This window comes from Veillonella sp. CAG:933, assembly GCF_000431435.1.
Taxonomy (GTDB): Bacteria; Bacillota; Negativicutes; order Veillonellales; family Veillonellaceae; genus Veillonella_A.
On sequence record NZ_HF986212.1, the window covers coordinates 15,079 to 38,309 of the forward strand.

General features: G+C 46.5%; 24 protein-coding genes. 2 read left to right on the plus strand and 22 right to left on the minus strand.

Features of this window, described 5'->3' with window-relative positions:
- From QZL64_RS08585 to QZL64_RS08670, 18 genes are all read right to left on the minus strand, one after another.
- Positions 1–598: amino acid ABC transporter ATP-binding protein (locus tag QZL64_RS08585; RefSeq protein ID WP_296309499.1), on the minus strand; the 598-nt coding region annotated here is incomplete at its 3' end.
- Between the two features lie 11 nt (positions 599–609).
- Entirely contained in the window at positions 610–1,272 is a 663-nt protein-coding gene (locus tag QZL64_RS08590) for an amino acid ABC transporter permease (RefSeq protein WP_021841582.1), read from the minus strand.
- Positions 1,273–1,388: 116 nt separating this feature from the next.
- Positions 1,389–2,204: an amino acid ABC transporter substrate-binding protein gene (locus QZL64_RS08595; protein ID WP_021841583.1), complete on the minus strand. Its 816-nt coding sequence runs from the start codon at positions 2,202–2,204 to the stop codon at positions 1,389–1,391.
- 255 nt (positions 2,205–2,459) lie between these two features.
- Complete coding sequence (locus tag QZL64_RS08600) at positions 2,460–2,948, minus strand: hypothetical protein (protein ID WP_021841584.1); 489 nt, start codon at positions 2,946–2,948, stop codon at positions 2,460–2,462.
- A gap of 46 nt (positions 2,949–2,994) precedes the next feature.
- Complete coding sequence (trpS, locus tag QZL64_RS08605) at positions 2,995–3,981, minus strand: tryptophan--tRNA ligase (protein ID WP_021841585.1); 987 nt, start codon at positions 3,979–3,981, stop codon at positions 2,995–2,997.
- Between the two features lie 161 nt (positions 3,982–4,142).
- The gene (glmS, locus tag QZL64_RS08610) at positions 4,143–5,975 is read right to left on the minus strand and encodes a glutamine--fructose-6-phosphate transaminase (isomerizing) (RefSeq protein ID WP_021841586.1); all 1,833 of its coding nucleotides are present in this window, start codon (positions 5,973–5,975) and stop codon (positions 4,143–4,145) included.
- 526 nt (positions 5,976–6,501) lie between these two features.
- Positions 6,502–7,857, minus strand: coding sequence for a phosphoglucosamine mutase (gene glmM, locus QZL64_RS08615; protein WP_021841588.1), 1,356 nt, complete (start codon positions 7,855–7,857; stop codon positions 6,502–6,504).
- Positions 7,857–9,482: an NAD(P)/FAD-dependent oxidoreductase gene (locus QZL64_RS08620; RefSeq protein WP_021841589.1), complete on the minus strand. Its 1,626-nt coding sequence runs from the start codon at positions 9,480–9,482 to the stop codon at positions 7,857–7,859. Before QZL64_RS08620 ends, glmM begins: the two co-directional genes overlap by 1 nt.
- Positions 9,466–10,422 (minus strand): CdaR family protein, encoded by a 957-nt coding sequence (locus tag QZL64_RS08625; RefSeq protein WP_021841590.1) that lies wholly within the window; start codon positions 10,420–10,422, stop codon positions 9,466–9,468. The genes QZL64_RS08620 and QZL64_RS08625 overlap by 17 nt, the downstream gene beginning before the upstream one ends.
- Positions 10,419–11,237 (minus strand): diadenylate cyclase CdaA, encoded by an 819-nt coding sequence (gene cdaA, locus QZL64_RS08630; protein ID WP_021841591.1) that lies wholly within the window; start codon positions 11,235–11,237, stop codon positions 10,419–10,421. The genes QZL64_RS08625 and cdaA overlap by 4 nt, the downstream gene beginning before the upstream one ends.
- Positions 11,238–11,361: 124 nt before the next feature.
- Positions 11,362–11,676, minus strand: coding sequence for an XdhC family protein (locus tag QZL64_RS08635; RefSeq protein WP_021841592.1), 315 nt, complete (start codon positions 11,674–11,676; stop codon positions 11,362–11,364).
- Between the two features lie 2 nt (positions 11,677–11,678).
- Positions 11,679–12,395 carry an XdhC family protein gene (locus QZL64_RS08640; RefSeq protein WP_021841593.1) on the minus strand — a complete coding sequence of 239 codons (717 nt, stop codon included), beginning with the start codon at positions 12,393–12,395 and terminating at the stop codon, positions 11,679–11,681.
- 19 nt (positions 12,396–12,414) lie between these two features.
- Positions 12,415–13,263 carry a selenium-dependent molybdenum cofactor biosynthesis protein YqeB gene (gene yqeB, locus QZL64_RS08645; RefSeq protein ID WP_021841594.1) on the minus strand — a complete coding sequence of 283 codons (849 nt, stop codon included), beginning with the start codon at positions 13,261–13,263 and terminating at the stop codon, positions 12,415–12,417.
- Positions 13,260–13,871, minus strand: a complete 612-nt coding sequence (locus QZL64_RS08650; RefSeq protein WP_021841595.1) for a nucleotidyltransferase family protein — start codon at positions 13,869–13,871, stop codon at positions 13,260–13,262. Before QZL64_RS08650 ends, yqeB begins: the two co-directional genes overlap by 4 nt.
- 95 nt (positions 13,872–13,966) lie before the next feature.
- The gene (yqeC, locus tag QZL64_RS08655) at positions 13,967–14,725 is read right to left on the minus strand and encodes a selenium cofactor biosynthesis protein YqeC (protein ID WP_021841596.1); all 759 of its coding nucleotides are present in this window, start codon (positions 14,723–14,725) and stop codon (positions 13,967–13,969) included.
- A 53-nt stretch (positions 14,726–14,778) separates the two neighbouring features.
- Complete coding sequence (locus QZL64_RS08660; protein ID WP_021841597.1) at positions 14,779–17,091, minus strand: xanthine dehydrogenase family protein molybdopterin-binding subunit; 2,313 nt, start codon at positions 17,089–17,091, stop codon at positions 14,779–14,781.
- Entirely contained in the window at positions 17,088–17,543 is a 456-nt protein-coding gene (locus tag QZL64_RS08665; RefSeq protein WP_021841598.1) for a (2Fe-2S)-binding protein, read from the minus strand. The genes QZL64_RS08660 and QZL64_RS08665 overlap by 4 nt, the downstream gene beginning before the upstream one ends.
- Complete coding sequence (locus tag QZL64_RS08670; RefSeq protein WP_021841599.1) at positions 17,534–18,322, minus strand: FAD binding domain-containing protein; 789 nt, start codon at positions 18,320–18,322, stop codon at positions 17,534–17,536. Before QZL64_RS08670 ends, QZL64_RS08665 begins: the two co-directional genes overlap by 10 nt.
- Before the next feature lie 122 nt (positions 18,323–18,444).
- Here QZL64_RS08670 and QZL64_RS08675 point away from each other — a divergent pair, with 122 nt between their 5' ends.
- Positions 18,445–19,443 carry an epoxyqueuosine reductase gene (locus tag QZL64_RS08675; RefSeq protein WP_021841600.1) on the plus strand — a complete coding sequence of 333 codons (999 nt, stop codon included), beginning with the start codon at positions 18,445–18,447 and terminating at the stop codon, positions 19,441–19,443.
- Here QZL64_RS08675 and yfbR read toward each other — a convergent pair.
- The 4 genes from yfbR to QZL64_RS08690 all read right to left on the minus strand — a co-directional run bounded on the left by yfbR (position 19,422) and on the right by QZL64_RS08690 (position 22,072).
- Positions 19,422–19,826, minus strand: coding sequence for a 5'-deoxynucleotidase (gene yfbR, locus QZL64_RS14645; RefSeq protein ID WP_021841601.1), 405 nt, complete (start codon positions 19,824–19,826; stop codon positions 19,422–19,424). The genes QZL64_RS08675 and yfbR overlap by 22 nt on opposite strands.
- 19 nt (positions 19,827–19,845) lie before the next feature.
- Positions 19,846–20,073: a YfbR-like 5'-deoxynucleotidase gene (locus QZL64_RS14650; RefSeq protein WP_441351089.1), complete on the minus strand. Its 228-nt coding sequence runs from the start codon at positions 20,071–20,073 to the stop codon at positions 19,846–19,848.
- Between the two features lie 96 nt (positions 20,074–20,169).
- A complete protein-coding gene (locus QZL64_RS08685) occupies positions 20,170–21,135 on the minus strand; it encodes a D-alanyl-D-alanine carboxypeptidase family protein (RefSeq protein ID WP_021841603.1) in 966 nt (321 codons plus the stop codon).
- 13 nt (positions 21,136–21,148) lie between these two features.
- Positions 21,149–22,072 carry a mechanosensitive ion channel family protein gene (locus tag QZL64_RS08690; protein WP_021841604.1) on the minus strand — a complete coding sequence of 308 codons (924 nt, stop codon included), beginning with the start codon at positions 22,070–22,072 and terminating at the stop codon, positions 21,149–21,151.
- A gap of 224 nt (positions 22,073–22,296) precedes the next feature.
- Here QZL64_RS08690 and QZL64_RS08695 point away from each other — a divergent pair, with 224 nt between their 5' ends.
- The gene (locus QZL64_RS08695; RefSeq protein WP_021841605.1) at positions 22,297–23,097 is read left to right on the plus strand and encodes an adenosylcobinamide amidohydrolase; all 801 of its coding nucleotides are present in this window, start codon (positions 22,297–22,299) and stop codon (positions 23,095–23,097) included.
- Positions 23,098–23,231 lie beyond the last annotated feature (134 nt).

Below are 23,231 nucleotides of genomic sequence, written 5' to 3' on the forward strand. Positions count from 1 at the left end.
TCATATGCTCTTCCGCCAATTGTTGAATCGTACGCAGTACTTCACCGGTCAATTCCGGATCAAGGGCCGACGTCGGTTCATCAAAAAGCATGATGCTCGGATTCATGGCCAATGCTCTGGCAATGGCCACACGCTGTTTCTGGCCGCCCGACAATTTGGACGGATATACATCCTTTTTCTCCCAGAGGCCTACTTTTTTAAGTAACGCTTCCGCCGTCGGAGCAATATCAGCGGCTTTCATGCCTTTTACCATTTGCGGGGCAATCAAAATATTATCCCAAACCGTCATGTGTGGGAATAAATTGAACTGCTGGAACACCATGCCCATTTTAAGCAAGAGTGCCTGCTGTGTCTTTTTATCAGTATACACGGCATTACCGTCCCCTTCAGTCTGTACCAAAGGTGTACCATCTACTACTATTGTACCACGGTCTATCACTTCCAGCTGACCTAAACAGCGTAAAAATGTAGATTTCCCCGAACCGGATGGTCCGATGATAGCCACAACCTCACCTTTATCCATAGCCAGGGATACTTTTTTTAGAACAGGTAGGCCGTCAAAGCTTTTTTCTATTTCTTTCATTTCAATAAAGCTCATGTGTAGTCCTCCTATTCATCGTACACAGCGTAACGTTTTTCCAAATAGTTAAAAATATTAGTCAATACAAAGGTCATTATTAAATAGAAAATAGCCGCCACGATAAAAGCAGACGTGTCAAAATCACGTTGCACAATACCGCGCGTAATTCTAAGAACATCGTTCATAGCTAAAATATACACCAAAGACGTATCTTTGAGCAAGTTGATTGTTTCATTCGCCAACGGCGGTAAAACGCGTTTGATTACCTGGGGTAAAATAATTTTGCGCATGGTCTGTACATAGGTAAAGCCCAAAACCTTGGCCCCTTCATACTGGCCTTTCGGAATGGATTGAATGCCGCCGCGGAAGATTTCACACAAATAAGCCGCATAGTTGAGCACGAAGGAAATAACCGCCGCCGTCGTATCGTCGAGTTGCACGCCGACGTAAGGAATGAATGGCAAGCCGTAGTAAATAAATAAGATCTGTAACATTAACGGGGTGCCACGCATAATATATACATAGAATGCCATAATTTTGCGTACAATGCCGATAGGTGACAAGCGCAACAGAGCCGCTAAAACACCGAACGGCACGGACAATACCAATACGATTAAAAACAGGGAGACGGTTACTCCCAGCCCGTTGGCGATGACCGGCGTAATCTTCAATAAATAGTCTATTAATTCCATCAAACTGACTCCTTTCAAAGAAAGAAAGGAGGTAAGGACTACCTCCTTTCTTCACTGCTATATTAACCGGGTTGTGTAAACGGTTACAGCCTTACGCCATCACTGCCACAAAGCGATTATTTAAAAGCATCTTTATTTAATAAGTTACTGTTGCCGAACCATTTTTCAGCAATCTTGTCGGCTGTGCCGTCATTCATTACTTGTTTTAATACTTCATTGATTCTGGCTTGTAACGCTTTATCGTCTAAGCGGAAACCAACGCCCATTGTTTCAGCGCCATAGTCGCCGTTAGCCAAGCGGAATACGCCCGGTTTTTGAGTCATGGTAAACTGACCAACGATACCGTCAACTACGAGGGCATCAATACGACCGAGTTCCAAATCCATGAAGGCGTTAACGAAGTCGCCATATTTTTTCACTTCTTTAAAACCGCGTTCTTGCGCATCTTTTTCAACAGCCGCTTCTACGCTACTACCCTGCTGGGTACCTACGATTTTACCTTTTAAGTCGTCTTTGCTTTGGATTGGGGAATCAGCGCGCACGGCAATGATTTGTTTATCCTGTACATATGGGGTGGAGAATAAAATATTCTTTTCACGTTCCGGTGTAAGGCTTAAGCCATTCCACAAAGCGTCGATACGTTTACTCTTAAGTTCTGCTTCCTTGCTGTCCCAGTCGATTGGTTTAAATTCTACTTCCATACCGGCTCGTTTCGCCACTTCTTTGGCTAAATCGATATCAAAACCTACGATTTCGCCCTTATCATCACGGAAGCCCATTGGTGGGAAATTGTCATCCAAACCGATTACAATTTTCTTCGGTAATTCAGTGGCGGCCGCTTTATCTTTATCGGCGTCATTACCACAACCGGCTGCAAACGCCGCCATCGTAAACATTGCCAGGCCCAAGGCCAACATCTTCTTCAACTTCATAACTAAGTCCCCTCTTTCTGTTTTCTCAATCCAAAGCATTAGTTTTAATTCATGAACTCATTATACTTTATCTAACTAAAGAAGTAAAGAGTTAAATTTTAATTTATACTTATAATTAATCATAGGAACTTTTACCAAAAGTCATAGTTATGAAATAGACCGGCCGGCCTTTTTAATTTCAAAACAGCAAATTCGGCCTATACACTAACAAAAAACGGTCCGACAAAAGCCGGACCGCTGCACGTTCACTGTTATTTACATGGCAGTATGACTGCGTTCATCAATAACCGACAACAATTTAAGTTTATCCTTATAGGTTACGAACTGTAAGTCCACCATTACGATAAGGATACCCCCGCTTTCGGTTACCATGTGGATTTCTTCCCAATTAGCGGTAAAACCGATAATTTGAGCATACGGAATAAAATTGTAGTAATGGTCACCATTCCAGAGCATGTCAATGCGCTCCCAAAGACTACTCGGCCGACGTCTGATGACAATCCCCTTTTCACAAACGTAGACCAACGGGCGTCTTTGTCTTGTCATGCGCCATACACAAAAACCTACAATGATGTAGTCAATCGCGATATGATTCCAAACCACACCGCGTTGTGAATGCCACACGGCCCAAGTAGCCACGGCACCAAAAAACAGCCACATAACCCAAGATACTAATATATAATCGGCAAACGTTTCCTCTACTTCACCGCAAGGAAAGCGTTCGGTTACTTCACGTACTTCCATATTCCCACCTCCAGCATCAGCCCAAGGTTCCCCTAAATACAGATAATTATTTACGATGAAGGCCCATAGCAAGCTCTACGTCACGATATGTTTTGCTTGCCTTTTCACGAGCTTTAACGGCCCCTTCGTCGAGAATGCGATCCAATTCAGGACTGTCGATTAAGTCATTGTAACGTTCATGAATCGGGCGTAATGTGTCTACCAACAATTCGGCTACGTCTTTTTTAAACGTGCCGTAGCCCTGACCCACATAGCGTTGTTCGATGGTTTCATACGATTCTTTGGTGATGGCCGCATAAATTCCCATCAAGTTGGAAATGCCCGGTTTATTTTCTTTGTCATAATGAACGGAGTTTTCCGAGTCAGTCTGAGCTCGTTTAATCTTCTTAACGATTGTCTTTTCATCATCCAACAAGCGAATGGTAGCCATCTGATTGTCATCGGATTTACTCATTTTCTTAGTCGGTTCTTGTAAGCTCATAACGCGAGCACCGCCCACGCCGAGTTTAATTTCAGGAATAGTGAAAACTTCGCCGTACACGCGGTTGAAGCGCTGGGCCAAATCGCGGGTCAATTCCATATGTTGCTTCTGGTCTTCCCCAACCGGTACATAATTGGTCTGGTAGAGCAAAATATCCGCAGCCATGAGTGGCGGATAGGTCAACAAACCGGCCGGAATGGAGTCACCCCGTTTTTGCGATTTATCTTTGTACTGTGTCATGCGTTCCAATTCGCCCACGTAGCTGATCGTCGTCATAACCCAACCTAAGCGTACATGTTCCGGTACTTCGGACTGTACGAACAAGGTAACTTTCTTAGGGTCGAGGCCTACGGCTAAATATAGTGCAGCCAAGCGACGAGTGTTGGCAAAAAGTTCTTTTGGATCTTGCGGTACCGTGATAGCATGCTGGTTTACGATACAGTAGTAGCATTCATCGCTCTCCTGATAATCCAAAAAGTTACGCAACGCGCCTAAATAGTTGCCTAAGGTCAATTCACCGCTCGGTTGAATGCCTGAAAAAATAACTGACATAAAAATTCCTCCTATAAAGATTTCGTCCTCTCTCACACCGGCGAAATCTTTTGTATGTATTATATATTATTGTACCCCGAAAACGTCATTCTGTACATGAAAAATAACCGTGGCTACATCTTCATATAGACACGGTTAGGATTCTAAAAATCAATAAGCAATTATTCAACCGTTACGGATTTAGCCAAGTTTCTTGGTTTATCAACGTCGGTACCGCGCGTAATGGCTGCATAGTAAGCCAATAACTGCAATGGCACAACGGCCAAAATAGGGGCCGTAAATTTATCGGAGCGTGGTACAAAAATTGTGTGGTCCACATATTTGGAAATTTCCGTATCACCGGCCAGACCGAGACCGATAACAACCGCATCACGAGCTTTAACTTCCTTAATGTTGCTCATCATTTTTTCGCGTACATCTTCCTGGGTTGCCAAGGCGATAACCGGCACACCTTCTTCGATGAGGGCTAAGGTACCGTGTTTCAATTCGCCGCCGGCGTACGCTTCCGCATGGATGTACGAAATTTCTTTCAATTTCAAGGAACCTTCCATGGCTACGGCATAGTCGATGGAACGGCCCAAGAAGAACGCATCTTCACGGAAACCGTAGTTTTTGGCAAATGCTTTAATATCATCAACCGTTTCAAAGATTTCATTGCATAGAGTTGGCAATTCATGTAAATCGGTTAAGATTTTTTCTGCCAAAGCAGCATCCAATTTGCCGTTCAATTTACCGATGTAAACAGCGAGTAACAATAAAGCTACGAGCTGCGTTGTGTAAGCTTTCGTAGAAGCAACGGCGATTTCAGGGCCGGCCCAAGTGTAAATTACTTGGTCTGCTTCACGAGCGATGGAAGAACCTACAACGTTAGTTACCGCCAAGGAACGAGCGCCGCGGCGTTTTGCTTCTTTTAAAGCCGCCAAGGTGTCGCTGGTTTCACCGGACTGACTAATAACAATAGCCAAGGTATTTTTATCAGTCAACGGATCGCGATAACGGTATTCGGAAGCGATATCTACTTCTACCGGAATGCGCGCCAATTGTTCAATATAATATTTAGCTACCAAACCTGCATGATAAGCGGTACCGCAAGCAGTAATCAAAATACGGTTAACGGACGCTACATCAGCCGGTTCCCAACCCAATTCTTCGAAGATAACATCTTTGTTATCTTTGGAAATACGACCGGTCAAGGTATCGCGAATTGCTTTAGGTTGTTCGTAGATTTCTTTTAACATGAAATGTTCAAAACCGCCTTTTTCAGCTGCTTCTGCATTCCAAGTTACATGGTATACTTTTTTATTGATTAAATTACCCGCCAAATCGCTTACACGTACGGAATCTTTAGTAACAACCGCTACTTCACCGTCGTTCATGATAAAAGTATCACGGGTGTGATTGATAATGGCCGGAATATCGGAAGCGATGAAGTTTTCACCTTTACCGAGACCGATAACGAGAGGGTTATCTTTTTTAGTACAAATGATACGACTTGGATCGTCGGCGCACAAAATAACCAAAGAGTAAGAACCTTCGATGCGTTGTAATACGCGACGAACGGTACCTTCAAAGTCTCCGTCGTATAAGTCAGCCAATAAGTGGGCTACTACTTCCGTATCCGTTTCGGATTTGAATTCGTAACCTTTTTTGATTAATTCTTCTTTAATCGGTAAGTAATTTTCTACAATACCATTATGTACAACGGCAAATAAGCCTTTAGCATCGGTGTGCGGATGAGCATTCATATCCGACGGACGGCCGTGAGTGGCCCAACGAGTATGACCGATACCTATATGACCCGGATTTGGGTCGTTTTTAACAATGCCTTCCAAGTTAGCCAAACGGCCCACTTTTTTCTGCACTTTAATTACATTATTCGGACCGATTACGGCAATCCCGGCAGAGTCATAGCCGCGATATTCGAGCTTAGACAAACCATCCAACATAAACTGGGACGCATCTTCAAATCCAATATATCCTACAATACCACACATGGTTGTATCCTCCTGTAAACAGACTACTCCAATTGCTTCGTATAAGTCTTTTGTTCTCATCGTCACCGATAGACATTGTAACTTATATAACGACTGAAGCCGGCCGAGAGGCATCCGCTGATGTTTCGATACTCCTCTACCTCGTCTACTGAAATCGGCTGTCCCCGATCAGTGCCTGCGCTATTCGCCTTTACGAATTTGGTTCTCTCCTTTACTTAAGTTGCGACAGTCTTGCAGTAGCCTGCTGTACACGCATTAGAGACTTTATTTAATCATCTGTAAGCATATAGAGAGCATACAAAAAGTTTCTGAATATATCTCTCAACAAAGCATACTGCGTTAATATATTATAACCGATACCGGAATTAAAGTAAAGGAGGCCAAAAAGCGTGAAAAATCCATAGCAGGCAAGCATCTTGATACTCCAAGACGCTTATCATGCTATGGATTTTGATTATTTTATATCTTTATTCTATTATGCTCAATGAAGAGCCCCTAAGGTCATTCAGCTATGCATCAATTAGCCTTACTCTTCTACAAGACCTTGTTCACGACCGATGGTTTCAGCCACGGTATGACAAATGCGTTCCAATTGTTCATGGTCCGGACCTTCCGCCATAACGCGGATTAACGCTTCCGTGCCGGATGGGCGCACCAAGATGCGACCGTTTTCACCAAGCTCACGAGCGGCTTCGGTAATTTCTGCCTGAATGAGCGGATTTTCATCCCAACCCGTTTTTGTTACTACATGAACGTTGATAAGCAATTGCGGATATTTCACCATAACTTTTGCCAATTCCGATAAAGGTTGACCGGATTTTTTAAGCAATGCAAGCATCTGCACGGCGGTCAATAAACCGTCACCGGTGCTGTTATAATCGAGGAAAATAACGTGACCGGACTGTTCACCGCCGATGGAATAACCGTCGGCACGCATTTTTTCAAGTACATAGCGATCGCCTACAGCGGTAGCAAAGGTTTTCATACCCATTTCTTTAGCCGCTTTGTGGAAACCGATGTTACTCATAACGGTGCCTACAATCATGTCTTGCTTCAAACGGCCCTGTTCTTTAAGCTGTTTGGCGCAGAGTAACATGATTTGGTCGCCGTCGAGGGCCTGACCTTTTTCATCAACCAAAAGGCAACGGTCCGCATCACCATCGTTGGCAATCCCCACATCGGCGCCGTATTTCACAACAGCGGCCTGGAGGCCTTCCATATGAGTGGAACCGGCGTTTTCATTGATATTAACGCCGTCAGGATCAACATTGATGGCGATAACTTTGGCACCTAATTTCTCAAATACTTCAGGACCTACAGCCGAAGCGGCTCCGTTGGCACCATCATATACCACAGTCAAGCCTTCGAGGGACACATCTACGGTACTTTCTACGAAAGCGGCGTATTCATGAGCCAATTCACGGCTGTTCAAAATACGACCGATATCGGCACCTGTAGGCCGTTCCAAATTATTTTCGCTGCTTTGACTGCATAATTCTTCCAATTCATCTTCTACGGCATCCGGCAATTTAAAGCCTTCGCCGTCGAAAAATTTAATCCCATTATCAGGGAATTTATTATGAGATGCGGAAATAACAACACCCGCATCCCAACCATGTTTGCATACTAAATAGGCAACGGCAGGAGTCGGTACAACACCGGCTACCACTACATCGCCACCTACGGAGCAAATGCCGGCAGCCAATGCGTTTTCAAGCATAGCCCCGGAAATACGAGTGTCGCGCCCGATAAGGAATACGGGACGTTTCTTTTGACGGCCGAAATATGATCCTGCCGCACGTCCCAAATGATACGCCAATTCAGGCGTCAAAAAAGCATTTACTACGCCACGCACCCCATCGGTGCCAAATAATCTAGACATTACGCTTCTCCTTCCTGCGCCTTCAACGGCTTATACGCAACCATAACACGAATGGCTGTTTCCGCACCATCCAAAGCGGCACTCATGATACCGCCTGCATAGCCGGCTCCTTCACCCATAGGGTATAGTCCCTTGACCGTCGGCGATTGCCGATCATCATCCCGCAAAATGCGCAATGGTGAGGAGGTTCTCGTTTCTACACCGGTCATACAAATCTGAGGTTCATCAAATCCTTTAATACGACGTCCGAAATACGGTAACGCTCGCTCCATTACGTCCGTCACATAGGTTGGCAAACATTCATGGAGGTCTGCCGCCACTACGCCGGGACGATAGGAATGCGGTGCTGCCGCATTCCCTTCCGGCACAGTCCCTTTTTGACGGGCCAAGAAATCGCCTACCGTCTGCAGCGGTGCTTTATAGTCATGACCGCCCAACTCAAAGGCTTTCTTTTCCCATTCACGCTGGAAGGCTACGCCGCCGAGCGGATGGTTCCCGAAATCATCAGGCCCAACCGTAACCACTAAGGCACTGTTGGCCACACCGCTGGCACGAGCATATAAACTCATGCCGTTCGTAACCACGTGACCGTCTTCCGACGCGGAGGCCACCACTTCACCGCCCGGGCACATACAGAAGCTGTACGCCGTACGCCCGGTTTCTTTATCATGGTAGACAACAGAGTATTCCGCCGCCCCCAGGCCCAATTCAGCCGGCTCGATGCCGTACTGAGAAATATCAATCATGGACTGCGGATGCTCGATACGCACGCCTACGGCAAAAGGTTTACTTTCCATGGCAATGCCCGTATTATAGAGCATTTCATAGGTATCGCGAGCACTGTGACCGACCCCGGCCAATACCAGGCTCGTGGGAATTATTTCTTCATCATTCACTTCAACGCCGACCACCTGATTAGCTGCCAACTGAAGTTTGGTAAGTTTCGCACCGAAGCGCACTTCACCGCCCCAGGCGATAATCTGCTCGCGCATGGCCTTCACCATACCACGCAAAACATCGGTCCCTACATGGGGTTTATGTTTGTAGAGAATCTCTTGCGGCGCCCCGAATTGAACAAAATATTTGGCGATTTCATGGAGTCGCGGATGGGTAACGCGGGTGGTTAATTTACCATCCGAGAAAGTACCGGCACCACCTTCACCGAATTGTACATTCGATTCGGCTTTGAATTCGCCGGTTTGCCAAAAGGTTTCCACATCATGAGAGCGTTGATCTACATCTTGGCCGCGCTCCAATACGATGGGACGATAGCCTTCACGGGCGAGGTAAAAAGCCGCCAACATGCCGGCCGGACCAAAGCCGACCACCACCGGTCGCTCTTTCAGAACCTGCTCGCCATGTACAATCGGTTCCGGTTCGATAGGCTCCATGGTGCTCACATTTTTATCACGGCCAAGCTTTTTCATAACCACCACTTCGTTCTGCACCGCTACGAACAAGGTATACACGAAGGTAATATGCGGTTTTTTACGAGCATCTACGGCTCGTCTCACTACATGAATCTCTTGAATCTGATCTTTTAAGACAGGAAATTTATGAACAAGTAAGGCTTCCAGGGGATTTTTATTTTTTACATCCACTCGAAAATTAATTATTCTGAGCATTAGTGTCTCCTAAATATTTTTTGACGATTTCTACAATTACGTGCACTCTCGCCGGAGTTGCCGTATAGTTTTCGTTCGATACTAAATCATAGTCCCCTTCAATATTGGCAACTTGGCCGTTAAGCGGAATATCTATAGTACGAACTTCAGTGAGGTCTTTAATGACCCCTTCTTTGCCGCTCACAAGAACTTGTTGCGGCTCTACGGTAACGCTCTTAACTGCATACTCATTGCTCAAGGTACCGGTTAAATTGGCTACAGCCGGTAAGTTTTTCTCAAAACGAATCTGCTCTAAGTCAATTTGAGCCTGCCCTTGGCGTGGCGTAATTGTTACATTGTCTACCGCCTTGCCCGCTGTATCAACAGCCACCATCATACCGGAGGCAGTAAAATCAGCGCGGCGATCATTCATTTTAACGCGCAGTACCACATGGGCTACTGCATCAACTTGCTGTTTCGCACCGCTTACGGTTACCACTTTCGGCACCGTGTTTATGGATTTAATGGCCACGTCTTCAGGGACTTTGCCGAGCTGTTGTACCTCTACCGGTACTTCACGCAAGGTATATTCATCCACATTTACGTTCACCGAATCCGGCGTCATGCTCACGAGGCTTACCCCGGAAGGTGGGGTAAACTGCACCTGAATATTTTGCTGACCCGGTGCCACATCCCCCATATCCATATAGGCTTTAAGGGTGCTTTGATTAATGGCTAAGATGGAATTACGCGGTCCGCGCAAGTGGATATGCACTTCCGACGGAATATTTTCAACTACATATTGGGAATTCAAATTTTGCATCTGCACCGGTACGGTGTAATTAATATCCACAATCGGATTTTGTTCCTTCATTACAAAGAACCACAATAAAATGGCACCTAAGAGGGACAAAATTTTAGCCATCCAATGACCTTGAATTTTATGAATAAAACGCATCATTTTTTAGCCCTCCATTTCTTCAAGAAGGACAACGCGTTCTTAGGACGTTCCATGAAGGCACGCAAGGATTCGCGCAATTGTTCTTCCGGTAAATGACGGTAAATATGACCGCCGTAAGTATAGGAAATTTTACCGGTTTCTTCACTCACTACCAATACTACCGCATCAGCCTGTTCACTGAGGCCGATAGCCGCACGGTGACGCGTCCCCAATTCAGTGCTTAAGGACCGATCCTGCGTCAACGGTAATAAACAGCCCGCCGCCATAATGCGATTGCCGCGAATAACAACGGCACCGTCATGAAGCGGTGTATTCGGAATAAATATGTTATTTAAAAGTTCTCTAGACACCTTACCGTCAATCTCGATGCCTGTATCGATGATTTCGCCGAGCCCCACTTCACGTTCAAATACAATGAGCGCACCGATGCGATCACGGGACATGACTTTCGCCGACGCCATTACTTCATTTACTAAACTATCGATTTCAACTTCACTCACATCTTGTGATTTTGAAAAAAGTCGTCCACGGCCCAATCGTTCCAACGCACGGCGCAATTCCGGCTGAAATACTACCGGCAACGCAACCAATAAGACCGTCATCCCTTGCTGCAACAACCAGCTGATAACGTGTAAATCAAAGAAACGGCTGGCCACATTAATAAGACCAAGTACAATAAGGCCTTTTAACAGCGCCATAGCGCGAGTGTCTCGAATTTGTTTATATAGATAATATAATAAAACCGCTACCGATAAAATATCGACTAAGTCACCGAAGCGGAATGTTTCAATTAAACCTTGCAACTGTGCCATCATATATAACCACTCCTCAGGAGGTTCACAAATAAATAAAGAGTACACTGCGCTAACGCACAGGTACTCTTTTATTTTACCTTATTTTGAGAGTGCTGTAAATTTGATAACCAATAATTACAACGGATTATACATTCTGCGTTTCAATCCAAACGTCCAGGTTACCGCCGCATACCATGCCTTCTTTAACAGCAGCATCATCATTCAAATCCACCATAATTCGACGATGAGCTTCTTTTAACTTAAGAGCCTCTAAGGCACTCAAACGGATTTCGTTTTCTGCCCGGCCGCCGCCGATGGTACCAAAAATAGAGCCGTCCGGATGTACCACCATAGTGGTGCCCGCTTTGCGCGGTGTAGATCCGTGAGTCTGCAAAATTGTGGCAATCGCCAAGGTATCTTTCTCATGTCCTTGTAAATAGCGGACAAATTCTCGTTTCATGCTTACTTCGCTCCTTCCGATAAGAAACCGCCCTTATGACCACGAGTTACTGCCAGATATTCGCTTACAATAGATAAGGCGATTTCTTCCGGTGTTTGTGCGCCCAACGACAAGCCGATAGGTGCGTAAATTTTATCTAATTCCGTCTGGGTCCAGCCTTCTTCTTTTAATACTTCAAAGGCATGATACACCCGTTTATGACTGCCCATCATGCCCATATAGGTGGCATCTACCAAATGGCGTACCTGATGAAGACAAATGCTGTCGTATTCATGAGCTCTGGTTACGATGATGATACCCTTATAGTTGTTAAGCGGCAACTTTGCTGCCAGATTATTAAAATCAATGCATTGACGACGAACGCGTTCATCGAAAAAGTCGGGCCGTAAATATTCGGGACGGTCATCGGCTACGGTTACATGACAGCCGATAAATAATAGCATATCCGCAATACAGCGACTCACATGGCCGGCGCCCAGCACTAATACTTCCGGATCTTTTTCAACCGGTTGTACAAAGCATTCCATAGCTCCCAAATTCAATACTTCGGGGCGTTGTTCCGGATTGATGCAGATGCCATCAACCGCATCACCATATACCACTTCGCCTTTTTCACTATACAATACTTTATCTCCTTGTCGTTCACCACTTAAAACAGTCACCATGATTGATTTTTCATCTTGTGACAAACGCTTTTCAATTACATCATATAAACTCATAAAAACCTCAAATTCTACCTTAATGTAAATCTATATCGGACGACATCCCTTTATGGGCCGTCTGCTTTTTAGATTCTTCATACAAAAATGCCATTATAGCTTCCATAACACCGCCGGCTACCGCCAAGGCCTTATCGGAAATGCTATAGCAGTGAGATTTCTCGCAACGAGCGTCCACATCGGCTAATTTAAAGCCCTTCGTTACCATCAAACCGGATGCCAACACGCCGCGCAAAATGCCGGCAATCTGGGAGACAACCGGTGTTCCGTCAACAAAACCGATGGTTTCACCGGCTTCCACTTCTTCACCGATATGACGGCGCGCCGTAAATAAACCGTCACACGGGGAATGCATAACCCGCTCAATGGTATAGCCGCCTACATTACCGGGCACACCCGTATTCGGTAAAGCGGAGCCGTCATAAATACAACGGCTCAAAGTGTGACCGCGCATAGTTTCCACTACGACATTTACATCATCACCGGCGGTGAAGCCCGGTCCGCAACCGATTACCAGCGGCGCATCGTCATTGCGCGTACCTACATTGCGTTTGGCCAAAATGGCATCCACCACCACATCCGGCGTCAAGGCCTCCAGCACGGTTCGGTAGTCCTCAGTCACTACCGGTATTATATCTTCGCCGCGCTCCAAAATAGCTTTAGCTTCCGCCAAAGTCACATGGCGCGCCACGTAACGTTCCAATAAAACTTCCCCGCGATGCACAGCCGACCCATAACACACCTTGCGACGAATCATCGTAGGAATCGGTAATTCATTAATCACAACAGGAAAACCGGCGCGGCGTAAGCGATACACACAACCAGAGGCAATATCGCCGCCACTGCGCATTAATATTAATGGTTTCATATTTTTCCTCGCCTATTATACAACTGTTCATATTCAAACGGCGTATCTACATCAACGCCGATAGGTTCTGAAATTTCGATAAATTGCACATACTCTTTAGCCGCCCCTCGAATCAGACGGCGACCCCCTTCATCCCCCACTAACTGTTGTAAAGCGTCTTTCCAATCAGGTGAAAAAATAACCGGATTGCCCCTTTCTTTATTCGGCCCATACAAAGGACACAGAATGGGCTTATCATTTTGCTCAAGTTTACTGTAGGCAACTTGCATTTGCCCTGCAGCCTCTTTCGTCATCAGCGGTTGATCCGCCACGGCGCAAAGCACAGGCCTTGCAGAATCAGCCAGGGCGGCGATTCCCAGAGCCAATGAACGGCTTTGCCCCGCTTCCGGTTTTTCGTTATAAACAGCAGTAAAGCCACATGCATTTACTATGCGTGCCGCTTCCTCTGCCCGTTCTCCCCCTATAACTACAATTCGTTTGCCTCCCAAGCCACCGTATACCTGACAGGCGGCTTCTAACAGAGTACCTCCACGCCATGGCAACAAGACTTTGGAGGTCCCCATGCGGCGGCTGAGCCCAGCCGCCAAAATCACTACATCAATTTCCATTGTGTATTCCTAATCACTGCTGATTTTTAAAAACCCGGCTTATGCATCAGCTTATGCATATAACCTTGTTTTGTGCGAAAATTCCTACAGTCTTTCTATTGCCACTGAATAACGCGGGCAATTTCGCAGCTGGCTTTATAGCCGTCGGCCAAAACAATCATAGAGAATTTGCTGTCCGCTAAGGCGTCAAGGAAGGAATCGATAATGCGATGCTGCACCGTATCATAACCGGTACAGAATAAAATTCGCTTACCTTGGCTGTACTGGAACAGACCTTGCGGATGCAGTACCAAGCGCGCCAACATAGATGGCGTAACTACGGCCCCTTCGGCACGTTCCATAATCTGCGCTACAGCGCCTAAATTATGAACATGTTCCTCCGTAAGTTCAGTGCCGAGCATTTGTAAATTTACTACCCCGATGGTAGTCGTCGTTTTGGATGGGATAATCGGTTCCGTCGTTTTTGGTGCTTTTACCCATTTTTCTTTAGCACCATCCGCTTCAACCAAAATTTGCCAATTTGGATGTACCATATACATCGCATCAATAGCCTGGGGCTTCAAGGAGGTTACTTTGGTGCCGTCCACACCGCTGAACCAAGCTGCACACCGTCCCCGCTGCATAGCTTTGTGACATGCATCTTCCGCATCATTAAAATCAGTCCCGTAATAGGGATTCCACAAAGCTACCTGAGATTCATACAGTTTGGTAGTCGTCGTAACTAATGTCGGCTGTCCTATTAAACCTGCATATTCTACCAATTTAGACAATACAGTTGTCTTACCGCCAGCCCCTACAATGGCTGTAATCCCCGGTTCAATCAACGAATTCCAATGTTTAGCTTGAATCATCATGGCCGTTCCTCCTCAGTACGAGCACGTTTAGCTCGAAATTAAATACCTACCTTTTATTCTTTCGCCATCAAGGCCTGAAATACCTTTTCTGAAATCATAGGTAATGTAGTTAATTCTGCTCCGCAAGCATTTAAGATGGCCCCTTGAATGGCCGGACAGGATGTGTTAATGACTACTTCGCCGATAGATTTCACACCGAAAGCGCCGGTCGGCTCATGCGATTCTACAAAATCTACATGGAGCGTTCCCATATCGAGGCGCGTCGGAATCTTATAACGCATCAGATTATTAGTTTCCAAACGGCCCGTGCTCGAATAGTTAATTTCTTCCGTCAAAGCCATACCGATGCCTTGCACAATACCGCCTTCCGCCTGCACTTTGGCAAGCTTCGGATTCACCACCGTACCGCAATCTACTACGGCATAATAATCAAGCGGTGTTACCTGACCCGTTTCCGTATCGACACTCACTTCCGCAATACCTACCATGAACGGTGGCGGTGACGTATGACTACCCCAGGTGGCAAAACCGACGAGTTGCTGTGCTTCATGACCAAAGCTGACCATCAACTTCGGTGCCAATTCCTGAGTCGTCATGGATTTTTGGCCATCCTTGGTTCTGGCCGTTACGCCGTCAAAATCAATATCTTCTTCGGCCACTTCCAAATACATAGCAAACGTCTTAAGCAATTTAGCCCGTAAATCTTCCGCGGCCAATTTAGCGGCCGTTCCCGTTACATAGGTTGTACTGGATGCATACGAACCCGGATCGAACGGTACTACGTCGGTATCTGCTTCATAACAAGTCATATGATCAATCGGACAGCCCAATACTTCACAGGCCATCTGCATCAAAATCGTGTTAGCCCCGGTGCCCATGTCAGTGGAACCGGTATACAAAGTGTAATAGCCGTCATCTTGGAGCTTAATTTCTACCGATGCCGTATCCACATTGGCTACGCCGGACCCTTGGAAGGCCAAGGCCACGCCCAAGCCGCCGCGATGCGTTTCGTCAATCTGCCAACTGTGAGGGCGTTCATCCCAACGAGCCATCGTTTTGGCTTTCGCAATCGCTTCTTTTAAAAGACCGGATTCAAGCACTTCGTCCGGCGCGTAAACCTGCGAACGTTCGCCCACATTAATAAGGTTTTTGAGGCGTAATTCAATTTCATCGACGCCCATCTTTTTAGCGAGTTTAGTCACCGCACATTCGAGCGGCCACAAGGCTTCCGTAGCACCGTAACCGCGGAACGCACCGCCGGCCATGTGATTGGTGTACACAATATTGGATTCATAGCGAACCGCTTTGCCCTTATTGTAAAGGGGCACCGATTTATGTTCGCCCGCCGTAAAAGTGGTAAAAGCATGAGTGCCGTAAGCGCCGGCATCCGAGATAGCCACCATGTCGATAACTTGAATGATACCGTCTTTAGTGGCACCCAAACGAATCTTCCATTCACGAGCGTGACGGCTGGTTGAACAGTTATTAGCTTCATGACGGTCATAAATCAAAACGGCCGGTTTTTTCAAAGTCCAAGTGACAAAAGCGGCATATAGTTCCGTACAGGCTGTTTGCTTAGAACCAAAGCCTCCGCCGATACGAGGTTTAATTACGCGCACTTTCGTAGCGGGAATTTCCAAGGCTCGGGCAATATGTCGACGCACATGGAACGGAATTTGCGTCGAACTGGTACAAACTAAACGACCAAACTGATCAAGCGTACAGAAGGTACGGAATGTTTCCATCGCCGTCTGCAATGTGGCCTGATCAAAATAGGTGTCTTCCACCACATATTCACATTTAGCCAATTCCCCTTCAATATCGCCTACCACACGGCTGTAAGAACAGGCCAAGTTGCGCTTCGGATCGCCGCCTACGGGCATATTGTAATGAAGATCATCTTCCGGATGAATCACCGTCGGATGGTCCAGCGCCGTACGCATATCGAGAACCGGCTCCATCACATCATAAGTTACCCGTACTACTTTCATGGCCTGCAACGCTGTGGCTTCGTCCTTCGCTACGATGAGAGCGACCGCATCCCCTACATAACGTACATACTGATCCAGAATCAAGGAATCATAGGCGGATGGTTCCGGATAGGATTGGCCTGCCAAAGTGAACCGCGTCTTCGGCACATCTTTATAAGTAAAAACCGCTTCCACGCCCGGTAACTTTAGAGCTGCCGTAGCATTAATGTCTAAAATTTTAGCCATCGGATGCGGACTGCGGAGCACCTTAATAACCAACGCATGAGGCGGCACAAAATCTTCGGTATACGCAGCACGGCCGCTCAAAATCGTAGCGGCATCTACTTTTTTATAAGACTTGCCTACATGTTGGCGCGCCTTTAATGCTTCACTCATGCCTCTACCTCCTCCAAGTAACGACGAATGCCGCGTAAATGTGATTCATAACCGGTACAACGGCATAAATTACCTACGAGAAAATCTTTAATTTCTTCGTCGGTGGGATTCGGATTTTGACGGCGTAACGCCATGGCACTCATCATCATGCCCGTCGTGCAGTAACCGCATTGATCGGCCCCTTCGGCAGCCAAACAATCCGCTAAGAGCGCCGCTTCATCGGCGAGGCCTTCCAACGTTGTCACTTCATGACCGGCCGCCCGATAGGTCGGATAGGAACAAGATAAGATAGTCTTACCATCCAGCCATACTGTACAAAGGCCGCAATTCAGCGTATCGCAACCGCGACGCGTACTGAAATAGCCTTGACCGCGCAAGGTAGTCAATAACATTTCATCCGGTTCAACCGACACTTGTAGTTTTTTACCATTTATTATCAAACTTACCTCCACTGCTCTACCTCCTGCACCAAACGTTTTACCAATACCTTTGTCATAGCTGCGCGATAATCTGCCGACGCATGCGAATTCGTCTGAAACGCGATTTCATCGGCCGCGGTAGCCATCGCCTCTTCGAGGGCCGTAATCCCTTTAGCACTCAATAATTTACCGGCCTTAACCGCTTCACGCACTGCTGCGGGACGACAGCCGATATAAATGTGATAGCCTGTTTCATCTTTACGAATTGAGCCGGTCAAAAACGGAAAATCACTCGTCGATTTACGCAAAGTATGAATAGCCACGGCTGTTACTTTCTTAGGCACACGGATTTCAACGAGCACATCTTTTTCCTTAAAATTCATGTACTCGGATAATGGCATGACGCCGTTCTGATGAAGCATAACTTCTGCTTCTAAAGCCAATAAAGCGGGTAAAATATCCGAAAAACCGAAGCGTGCCGCCACGGATCCTCCCATAGTGGCCATATTGCGAAATTGCACGCCCAAAATCGGATGCACAGCTTTTACCAAAAGGCCTTTCGCATAAGTCTGAAACGGCGCAAACCGTTCCACGTCACCTTGCGTAGCCATGGCACCGATAGCATAATAATCGTCTTCTTCACGAATATAATCAAGTCCCAACCCGCTCATATCAATAACCGAAGGCCAACGCCATTTCCCTAAGCCGATCCAACAACCGCCGGCCAAAAATGGAGCTGTTTTAAATTTCAAGGCCATTTCATAAGCCTCGGCAACCGTCTTCGGCTGCAATAATTGCCGATACATCAACATGATGTCCTCCTAATTATACCTATAAAACTTGAATTGTTGTACACTTTTATTATAAAAGTCTACCGTCAGCAATACATAAAATTCTCGCTTTTTTGAGGAAAATTTGTCATAATAACTGTATTATGATAACACGAAACGACATTTTTCAAATAGCCAAAAAATTAAATATTCCCGCCGTGGGCATTGCCCCATGGCCGTTACCGGACGATGCGGCAAACTATATCGACACGGCCAATCCCTGTCCGTTCATCAACGGCACATTAGAGGAACGCCTCAGCGCCAATACGGCGTTACAGTCACCTAAGAGTGCCATCGTTTGCCTTTTTCCCTATTATGTAAAAACCGAAAAGCCCGTCAATTTACCGCGTTACGCCTGGGGGCCCGACTATCATCTGGTCATTCCCGACTACCTCAAACGCTTCGGCACAGCCTTACAGGAAATGGACAGCACCATGGAATTTGAAATTCACTGCGACACGTCCCCTATGGCGGATCGTTACATGGCCTACCTCGCAGGGCTTGGTGTGTTTGGTAAAAACCGCGCCCTCATTCATCCCGTTTGGGGCAGCTACACCTCCATCGGCACCCTCCTAACCTCCTGCGAATTGGATGCGGACAAGCCCATGGAAGGTACCTGCTTAGGCTGCAACCGCTGTGTTAACGCCTGTCCCGGCCAATCGTTGGGCCGTAAAGAATTCGGTTTTGAAACCTGCAAAAGTTATCTTACCCAGAAAAAAGGCGACTTGCCGCCTCATGAAGTGGCCATTATTCAAAAAACGCCGCTCATCTGGGGCTGTGACATTTGCCAGGAAGTGTGCCCTCACAACCGCAATGTGCCTACCACACCAATTCCGGAATTTCAAACCGTTGAGCCCTATGTCAATCCGGCAGAGCTCGTAGGCCTTACCAATAAGACATTCAAAGCGGCCTATGGCGACCGTGCTTTCTCGTGGCGCGGTAAAGCCGTACTGCTGCGCAACGCCGGTTATGTGGCCGACACGGCAACCACCGGCGCCATCTCCGCTACTGAATCGTCCGCGCCTACCGACTCAACCTTATCTGCCGATTCAGCCGTCATAGCGCCGGCATCAGCTAAGCATCATTCGTCTAAGGACGAATAATTCAGCGTATCCAAGGACGCACTCATAGGTTCCAAATATAGCGTTAAAAACTGCTCCACTGCCGGTAACTCCATGGCGTGGAGCTTTTTTAATATGCTGTCGTACGCTTCGTTAAACTCCTCATTGCCGGCTTTTTTCTCGATAGCGCATTTCATAAACGCCGCCATCGTGTCAGCCGCTTTGAGAAGCTTTGTTTCTACTTCGTCGAGTTCACCCAGCAAATACGGCTCATAGGCCTTTTGAAGTTCTGCCGGCAATGTGCGGAGCATTTTTTCCTGTGCCAATCGTTCCACCTGACCATACAATTCACGTAGGGTCGGATGAAAATACTTGATCGGAGTCGGCATATCGCCGGTAAAAATTTCACTCACATCATGATACATGGCGGCTACGGCCAGACGATTAACGTNNNNCGGCTACGGCCAGACGATTAACGTCTACCGTGCCGCCGTTTAAATTGTGTAACAACGCCAGGTTATGAACGATAAACGCCACATCAAGGCTGTGTTCCTGATTATTTTCAGGCTCCATATTACGCATCAAGCCCCAGCGACGAATAAATCGCAATCGCCGCAAAAATGCAAAAAATGCACTGGTCTTACTTGTTGCTTCTTTCATACTATCCCTCATCCTATACCTAATCTCTATGTATACTAAGCTCTTTTGCCGGGCTCCGAATTTATTTAAAATTCCCGGCTGCGACCAATTTTATTACACCGACCGGCCCTATTTACCGGTTACGCCCAATTTGGCAAAACCGTAATCCAACAATGCCGGCGCATCGACCCAACGATTATCGTCATTCAAAAGGACCACAATCAAAGTATGGCCGTCGCGCGTTGCGGATGCAATCAAACATTCACCGGCGGCTTCGGTATAGCCCGTTTTGAGGCCATTCGCCCCTTCATACTTGCTGCGAATAAAATGATTCGTCGTGCGCACCCAAACCGGTTTACGGTTTTCATAAGGAACTTTGTAAAAATCATCGCCTACAAAATCACGGAACATGGGAATATTCATGCCGTATGCGGCTATTTTAGCCAAATCCAACGCCGTCGAATAATGGCCCACTTCAGTGAGTCCATGAGGATTCAAAAAGTGACTCTTTGTGGCGCCCGCTTCTTTGGCTACCTCATTCATTTCCAAGGCAAAACGATACACGCTGCCACTTACATTTTCAGCCACTACCACAGCCGCATCATTGCCGCTGGCCACCATCATGCCTTCCGCCACAGCCTGCAACGGCAATTGATCTGTCGTTTTCACCCCTAAATTGGATTCCTCCATGGATGCCGCATAAGGACTAATCGTAGCCAATTCATCAAGACGCGTCCCCTGCAATTTCAAGGCCGTTAATAGGGTCACCATTTTAGTCGTGCTGGCCGGATGCATCCGTTTATTTTCATTGCGGGCCACCAATACTTCACCCGTATCGGCATTCATCAGAACCGCCGCTTCGGCGGCAAAACCAGGCACAGCGACCGATTTTGCAGCGCTATTTTTTTCACCCAAAAACACCTCTGCCTGCTTGGCTAATTCAGACGTACCGGTTTGGCTGCCCGAAGATACCGCCGCCTTCGAGGTTACGGCGTTATCAGAAGCAGCGCAAACCGCTGCTCCCGATAGTGCCGCGCCGGTAAACAAGCTACCGGTTAATACAAAAACACTTACTATTTTTTGCCAACATTTCATAGTCTAACAATCCTTATTTTACATATTGACTCATATCGCTCAAAGGTTTCGCATTTTCATCAAGACCACTGCGCTGAATATGAACAACGCGTTGAGGATATGGAATATCAATATTTTCTTCATCAAAACGATCTTTTACGGACGACATGGTATCATAGAACACCTGCATGTAATTGCGGTTTTCCACCACCGGATATGCCGCGATACGCACGGAGTTATCACCAAATTCGGAGATGCCGATTTCAACCATTTCACGGTTGACGATGCGCTCATCATTTTCCATAACCTCACGAATAACGTCAATCGCTTTATGATGGTCATTATCATAACCGATATCAAACACAAACGGTACCACGCGCGTATCTTGATACGTAGCATTAGTAACCTGCTGAGACGTGAGCATGGAATTCGGAATAAAGACAGTGCGCATTTCTTTAGTTACAATCGTAGTGTTCATGAACTGAATGCTACGAACCGTACCCGTCACAGAACCTACCGTAATCACATCACCAGCTTTAAACGGTTTGAAAATCAAAATCAACAAACCGGATGCAAAGTTTGACAGGTTGCTCTGCAAGGAAAGACCGATGGCCAAACCTAAGGCACCAAAGGCTGCCAATAAGGACGTTGTCGGGAAGCCTGCTGAGTTAAGAGCCGTCAAAAGCACAATAGCCAACACACCGTAGTAGATAATTTGGCTCACAAAAGACACAACCGTGTGATCATAGTTGGCACGGCGCATCATGCGCATGGCTACATCACGAATAAAACGGGCAATATAGAGCCCCACAATATAAATAAGAACGGCCACAATCAGGCTTGGTCCGCGATCAATAAAGAAATTAATAAGCTTATCCACATAACTCATGCTGTCCGCCACTTGGTTTTTAACTGCATTCGACACCGGCTCAGCCGCTTGTACACTTGCAACTAACATATAAACGCCTCGCTTTCTTTTAATAATTAACTAACGTTTTACTACTTGTTTTATTGTGTTTTTTGAAAAAAACAATGGATGACAAAATATAAAAAAACATATATGATAACACTATGTGTCGATAGGCCCTTTATATATGGGCTAACATATGTCAGGCACATCACCCATAGTATAACTGTAGTACAGAATATATATCATATACATCAAAATAACAGGAGTCAGTTATGACAAAACCAACTATACAGAATCCATATACGACCCCTTCGGAATTAGCCGTAGGCGGTCAAGTCAAGCTTCACCACACTGCCATCGTCGTTGCCTTTGACGATGTGCGCTACAGCTTGAGCACCGGTCCTTTGAACGGCGGTCTCCATCACATCATGGCCATTCGCAATCAAAACCTGCCGTTTTTTGTAGAAACGGAAAAGGAATTGCCCGGCGGCTCATCGGCCGGCTATTTGAGTGCCGAATTCGAGCAGGAAGATTATCCCTTAAACTTCTGCACCGGTCTCATTACCAGCGCTACCATGGAGTTTCATGCGTATGCCAAAGTAACAGCCGGTGATGTCATTGTAGAAACCATTGCTACCGGCGGTTTTGAAGCGACCGCTCATTGCGCCGGCGACGGTTATTACTATGAAGAAAAGGACGGTAAATTCCGCCAACCCGGGACAATCAATCTCTTAATTTTTACCAATAAGGCCTTAACCGACGGGGCATTAACCAAAGCCTTAATCACCGTAACGGAAGCTAAATGCGCAGCCTTTCGGGACGAGGAAATTCACAGCCTTATAAGCGGTGCCTACGCCACCGGTACAGCCACCGACGGCGTGGTCCTCACCATCGATACGAATGGAGAGTTATTAACCGATAGCGGCACCTATTCCCTATTCGGCGACACCTTAGCCAAATGCGTTCGTCTCGCTATGAAACGGGCTTTTGAAAACATTCAGCGAAAAGTAGCCTATGAAAAAGCTAAAGCGGCCTATGAAAAGGAAGAAGCTGAGACTGACACTGAGGCCTAAACAAGCTAACACTCTCCTAGCTACTCTAACATACTCTAACCTACTATATGCGTGCTATCTTAAGAAATACCATGACTTAAGATAGCACGTTTTTGTATGCCAAAATCTAAGCTACTTACACTGCTTCTTACACT